Here is a 5,737-nt window from a genome sequence, read left to right as displayed (position 1 = left end):
ATCCTCGTCGCTGAAGCGGGCCGTCCGGCCCGCGCCTGGGACGAAGCCAGTTCCAGAACCTGCCGCCTCGCCTGCCCCACCCATCTTCGCAACTGAACAAAGAAACCAAGACCTCGAAAAGAAAAGCTGAACGCCATGAACCGCATCGCCGCCAACGCTCTCAAGACCCTTCGGCTTCTGCCGCGGGCGGCGCTTATCCTGACGGTTCTGGCCGCTCCGGTCCTGGCCGTGCCGATGATGCGCGCTGACGCCGGCTCGACGATCGACGCACCGGCCCTGAAGAAGTCCGGCGTCGGCTTTGTGCTTCTGGTCAGCCTGCAGCGCGGTTGAAGAAAAACGGCGCTTTGACCGCCTTCGGTCGCGACACCCCTCCCAAGTGCCGATCCAAGTCTCTATATTGAGCCATGGAAAAGCGAATCTACCCACAAGCCATCGAATCTGTCGTCATGCCGGAGCCTTTTGGCCGGCAAAGCTTTGATAGCGCCGAAAAGGCCGTCAAGGCACTGCAGGCGCTTTACGATCGCAACACCAGGTTCCTGCGCGACTCCTTCGCAGAATTGGCGGCAGCAGGCGGTGATAATGGCAAGCGCTACCGGGCCTTCTATCCGGAGATCGGCGTCACCACCAACTCATTCACCCAGATCGACTCGCGCCAGGCCTATGGGCATATGCCGACGCCTGGGCATTTTTCCACCACCATCACCCAGCCGGGCCTGTTCGAAAGCTACCTCGTCGAGCAGTTGCGCCTGATCATGCGCAATCATGGGGTTGCGGTCACGGTGTCGGAATCGACCACACCCATCCCGCTGCATTTCGCCTTCCTTGAAGGCACCCATGTCGACGGCGCGGCGGCAGAGCGTATCAAGCGGCCGATCCGCGACCTGTTCGACGTGCCCGATCTCGACGGCACCGACGACCAGATCGCCAACGGCACCTTCGAAGTCGCCTTCGGCGAGCCGAGGCCTCTGGCGCCCTTCACGGCGCAGCGCATCGACTATTCGCTGCACCGGCTGTCGCACTATACGGCAACCACGCCGCAGCATTTCCAGAACTTCGTGCTGTTCACCAACTATCAGTTCTACATCGACGAATTCGTCGCCCGCGCCCGCGACCTGATGGCCAATGGCGGCGGCGGATACACGGAGTTCGTCGAGCCGGGAAATGTCATCACCAAGGGCGGGCAGAGCGCGCCCAGCGAAGGCGTTGCACCGCCGCGCCTGCCGCAGATGCCGGCCTATCACCTGAAGAAATCGGGACATGGCGGCATCACCATGGTCAATATCGGCGTCGGGCCTTCCAACGCCAAGACCATCACCGACCATATTGCGGTGCTGAGGCCGCATGCCTGGGTGATGCTCGGTCACTGCGCCGGCCTGCGCAACACCCAGGCGCTGGGCGACTATGTGCTGGCGCATGCCTATGTGCGCGAGGACCACGTGCTGGACGACGATCTTCCGGTCTGGGTGCCGATCCCGCCGCTGGCCGAGATCCAGGTGGCGTTGCAGGAAGCCGTCGCCGAAGTCACCGGCCTTTCGGGCTACGACCTGAAGCGCATCATGCGCACCGGCACCGTCGCCACCATCGACAATCGCAACTGGGAACTGCGCGACCAGCGTGGGCCGGTACAGCGTCTGTCGCAATCTCGCGCCATCGCACTCGACATGGAATCGGCGACCATCGCCGCCAATGGCTTCCGCTTCCGTGTTCCCTACGGCACGCTGCTGTGCGTTTCGGACAAACCGCTGCATGGCGAGTTGAAGCTGCCCGGCATGGCGACCGAATTCTACAAGCGCCAGGTGGCGCAGCACCTGACCATCGGCATCAGGGCTATGGAGAAGCTCGCGGAAATGCCGATGGAGCGGCTGCATTCGCGCAAGCTCAGAAGTTTTTCGGAAACGGCGTTCCAGTAGGCCGGTTCCACGCATCGCATGGGCGTTTCGCCATCTTGATTGAGCCGCATTTCTGCCGATAAGCAGGCGGCATGGAGAAAGCGGGCTTCGGGACATTGCTGATTTCGGTTGCATTCCTGGCAATGCTGGCCTGTTCGATCGCGCTGGTGGCCGGGTTTTTCGGAACGCTGCATCCCGCCTTCGATTCCTTCTCGCATTTCCGCGTCCACCTTGCCGTGCTGATGGCGCTTTGCGCGTTGCCGCTGCTGGCCACGACATTTCGACTGCAAGCGGCCGTGGCACTGCTTTTTGCCGTGGCGGCCTTCGCCACCACTTCCGGCTCGCTGTCCTTCTCCCGCCTGTGGCCGGTTCAGGCCGCCTATGAAGCCAAGAACGAAGACCGCGCGATCTACAAGCTGCTGCAGATGAACCTGCGCTACGACAATCCAACGCCGAAGAAGGTGCTGTCGCTGATCGGCCGGACCAATCCCGACGTGATCACCCTCGACGAGGTGTCGGCGATGTGGGCGACCGAGCTTGGCTATATCAGCAGCGCATATCCATACCGGATCCTCTGTCCTTACCCTAACAAGATATTCGGCGTCGCGCTGCTCTCGCGGCGGCCCTTTGCCGCCGGCACCGAGCCGCGTTGCGAAAGGCGTGGTGCCATGGCGACAGCGACCGTCGACTTCGGCGGCATCGACGTCGATGTCGCCGCGATCCATCTCAGCTGGCCCTGGCCACGCGAGCAGTACTGGCAGATCGGCGAGTTGACGGAGCCGCTTTCCGCGCTCGGCGAGACGGCCATCATGGCGGGCGACTGCAATGCCGCCCCATGGAGTGCCGCCGTGCGGCGGGTCGCGGCGCTTGGCGGGCTGACCGTCATGCCTTCCGCCGGCCCGACCTGGATCCACATCAGGCTGCCGGATTTCCTGCGGCGCTTCGCCGGCCTGCCGATCGACCAGGTTTTCAGCAAGGGCGGCGTGACGATCCATTCGGCGACACGGCTGGAAGACACCGGCTCGGATCACCTTCCGGTCATGGTGGAGTTCTCGCTCAGGCTGAATCAGCAAAAGCCGCTCGATGAACATGAAACCGCGACCGCGGCCATTGTCCAGACCGGCAAGACGCCAGGCTGAAGGATCAGGGCCTGACCAAAGCGATGACGAGATGCTGGACATGGCCGCCGTCGCGATGCTCGCGCGCATCGAAAGCGAGCTGCTTGGCCTCATATGCGGCATTGGTGGCCTTGATGCGTCGCTGTGCCTCGCGACGTGTCTTGTAGCAGGACCGGTCGTCGGCAATCCTGAGGCCGGAGATGGATCTTTCCGTGGCCCGCATCATCTCCCTGGCGATGCGGCCATGGGTTTCCTCATGGGCGCGGACGCCGGCGAAGAACCGCGTCCAGCGCTTCCGGAGCGTCGGGGTGGTGGCCGAGGCGACACGCGGAAACGTGTAGAAGAGATTGAGCGTGCCGTTGGCACGCCGCAAGCGGCAGACGCCATTGTCCTGGCTGGTGTCGAGGTCCCAATCCACAGCGTAGCCGGTCAGCGCGATGGCATGCGTCATGAAGCCGTGCTTCGGCCCCTTGCGGTCCATAGCCTGGACTAGTGCCAGCCCCGTGTTCCCGGTGATGTCGTAGGTCCGCGTCTTGACCACCACCCTGGTGCCGGCCGGGGCCGCCGAAGCCAAACCGAACAGCGCACCGATCGCCACAAGGCATGCCAGAACCGCCAGGCGCATTGGCCATCTCCTTATCGTCAAGGAATGGAACCATAAGCGCGCGGCAGTTTCAACAGTTCTAATGTTCCACATGCCATCGTCGGGACCTTTGCACGCCGCGGCCGGCGCGGGCCTACATGCCCTGATAGACCGGGCCTTCTCCGCCTTGCGGCGGCACCCAGTTGATGTTCTGGTTCGGGTCCTTGATGTCGCATGTCTTGCAGTGGACGCAGTTCTGCGCGTTGATGACGAAGCGCACATCCTTGGCCGTGGGATCGGCGGCGGCGTTGCCGTCTTTGTCGACCCACTCGTAAACCCCGGCCGGACAATAGCGCGTCGAGGGGCCCGCAAAGACATCGTGCTCGGAACGCTTCTGCAGCTCCATGTCTCCGACAAGCAGGTGGACCGGCTCGTTTTCCTCGTGATTGGTGTTGGACAGGAACACCGAGGACAGCCTGTCGAAAGTCAGCACGCCATCGGGCTTCGGATAGGCGATCTTCTTGTGCCGGGCGGCAGGCTCGAGCGTTGCGTAGTCGGCCTTGCCATGCTTCAGCGTGCCGAAGGGCGAGACACCGAACAGCGTGTTCAGCCACATATCGAGGCCGCCAAGGCCGACACCGACGATGGTGCCGAAGCGCGACCACAGCGGCTTGACGTTGCGCACCTTCTTCAGATCCTTGCCGATGTCGGTCGCGCGCCAGGCTTCCTCGTAGGACGCGAGTTCGTCGTTGGCGCGCCCGGCGCCGATCGCCTCGGCGACATGCTCGGCCGCCAGCATGCCGGACAGCACCGCATTGTGCGAACCCTTGATGCGCGGCACGTTGACGAAGCCCGCGGCACAGCCCATCAGCGCACCGCCGGGGAAGGACAATTTCGGCACCGACTGCCAGCCGCCCTCGGTGATGGCGCGCGCGCCATAGCCCAGCCGCTTGCCGCCTTCGAACGTAGCCGCGATCGCCGGATGGGTCTTGAAGCGCTGGAATTCCTCGAACGGCGACAGCCAGGGATTCTTGTAATTGAGATGGAGGACGAAGCCGACCGCCACCTGATTGTCCTCGAGATGGTAGAGGAACGAGCCGCCGCCGGTCTTCAAGTCAAGCGGCCAGCCGAAGGAATGCTGGACCAGCCCCGGCCGGTGGTTCTCCGGCTTGACCTGCCAGAGTTCCTTCAGGCCGATGCCGTATTTGCCCGGTTCGCGGCCATCGGAAAGCTTGTATCTGGCGATCAGTTGCTTGGCGAGCGAGCCGCGAGCGCCCTCCCCGATCAGCACATATTTGCCCATCAGCGCCATGCCGGGTGCGAAAGCCGGGCCGTGCGTTCCGTCCTTCTCGACGCCCATGTCGCCGGTAACGACACCGGTGACGGCGCCTTGCTCATTGTAGAGCAGGCCGGCAGCGGCAAAGCCCGGATAGATCTCGACGCCGAGCGCTTCGGCCTTGGTCGCCAGCCAGCGGCAGACATTGCCCAGCGAAACGATGTAGTTGCCGTGATTGTTCATCAGCGGCGGCATGAAAATGTTGGGCAGACGGAACGAGCCGGCAGGACCAAGGACCAGGAAATGATCCGCGGTGACCGGCGTCTTGAAGGGATGGCCGTCCTCGTCGCGCCAGCCCGGCAAGAGCCGGTCGATGCCGATCGGATCGACGACGGCGCCGGAGAGAATATGGGCGCCGACCTCACCGCCCTTCTCCAGGACGACGACCGAAAGCTCGGGATTGACCTGCTTGAGGCGGATGGCGGCGGCGAGGCCCGCCGGCCCGGCACCGACGATAACCACGTCGAATTCCATGCTTTCGCGTTCGATGTCGCTCATCAACCCCTCCGCACTGGCTTATCCCATTCGGGTATCTTGCTGGCTCCCGCGCTGCATAGCGCATCAATTGACGACAGGAAACCGGCGCATACGTGACAATGCCGTTTTGGCCAAAAAGTCGCGCATTGCGAGGCTGGAAGACTGCTTTTCGCCTGGCATTGCCTGCGGGGCGCGCGTTTTTAATTGTTCGACGGCTTGCTTATCGGCCATACTTCACGCCATGCGCTTTCCTGGGCCAGCCGGCTTTTCATCGACGCTCTTTCTTTTCCCGCCCGGCCGGATCCGCCGGGCGCTCCTTTTGGCCCTTCTGATG

At 63.3% G+C, this 5,737-nt stretch carries 6 protein-coding genes; 3 read left to right on the top strand and 3 right to left on the bottom strand.

Annotated features, from left to right (window positions below; all coding sequences use genetic code 11):
• Positions 1-135: 135 nt before the first annotated feature.
• The 3 genes from EN914_RS21790 (at position 136) to EN914_RS21780 (ending at position 3,028) form a co-directional block, all read left to right on the top strand.
• Positions 136-330 (top strand): hypothetical protein, encoded by a 195-nt coding sequence (locus tag EN914_RS21790; RefSeq protein WP_024505272.1) that lies wholly within the window; start codon positions 136-138, stop codon positions 328-330.
• Between the two features lie 116 nt (positions 331-446).
• Positions 447-1,910 carry an AMP nucleosidase gene (locus tag EN914_RS21785; protein WP_224674137.1) on the top strand — a complete coding sequence of 488 codons (1,464 nt, stop codon included), beginning with the start codon at positions 447-449 and terminating at the stop codon, positions 1,908-1,910.
• A 71-nt stretch (positions 1,911-1,981) separates the two neighbouring features.
• Entirely contained in the window at positions 1,982-3,028 is a 1,047-nt protein-coding gene (locus EN914_RS21780) for an endonuclease/exonuclease/phosphatase family protein (protein ID WP_024505274.1), read from the top strand.
• A 4-nt stretch (positions 3,029-3,032) separates the two neighbouring features.
• Here EN914_RS21780 and EN914_RS21775 read toward each other — a convergent pair whose 3' ends face one another.
• The 3 genes from EN914_RS21775 to EN914_RS38375 form a co-directional block, all read right to left on the bottom strand.
• The gene (locus EN914_RS21775; RefSeq protein WP_024505275.1) at positions 3,033-3,632 is read right to left on the bottom strand and encodes a DUF922 domain-containing Zn-dependent protease; all 600 of its coding nucleotides are present in this window, start codon (positions 3,630-3,632) and stop codon (positions 3,033-3,035) included.
• Between the two features lie 112 nt (positions 3,633-3,744).
• The gene (locus EN914_RS21770; RefSeq protein WP_024505276.1) at positions 3,745-5,424 is read right to left on the bottom strand and encodes an electron transfer flavoprotein-ubiquinone oxidoreductase; all 1,680 of its coding nucleotides are present in this window, start codon (positions 5,422-5,424) and stop codon (positions 3,745-3,747) included.
• Between the two features lie 63 nt (positions 5,425-5,487).
• Entirely contained in the window at positions 5,488-5,634 is a 147-nt protein-coding gene (locus EN914_RS38375; protein WP_155924989.1) for a hypothetical protein, read from the bottom strand.
• Positions 5,635-5,737 lie beyond the last annotated feature (103 nt).

This window comes from Mesorhizobium sp. M7A.F.Ca.CA.001.08.2.1 (genome assembly GCF_003998455.1).
GTDB lineage: Bacteria > Pseudomonadota > Alphaproteobacteria > Rhizobiales > Rhizobiaceae > Mesorhizobium > Mesorhizobium ciceri.
The sequence above is the reverse complement of the archived record's forward strand: the minus strand, read 5'-3'. Positions and strand labels throughout refer to the sequence as shown.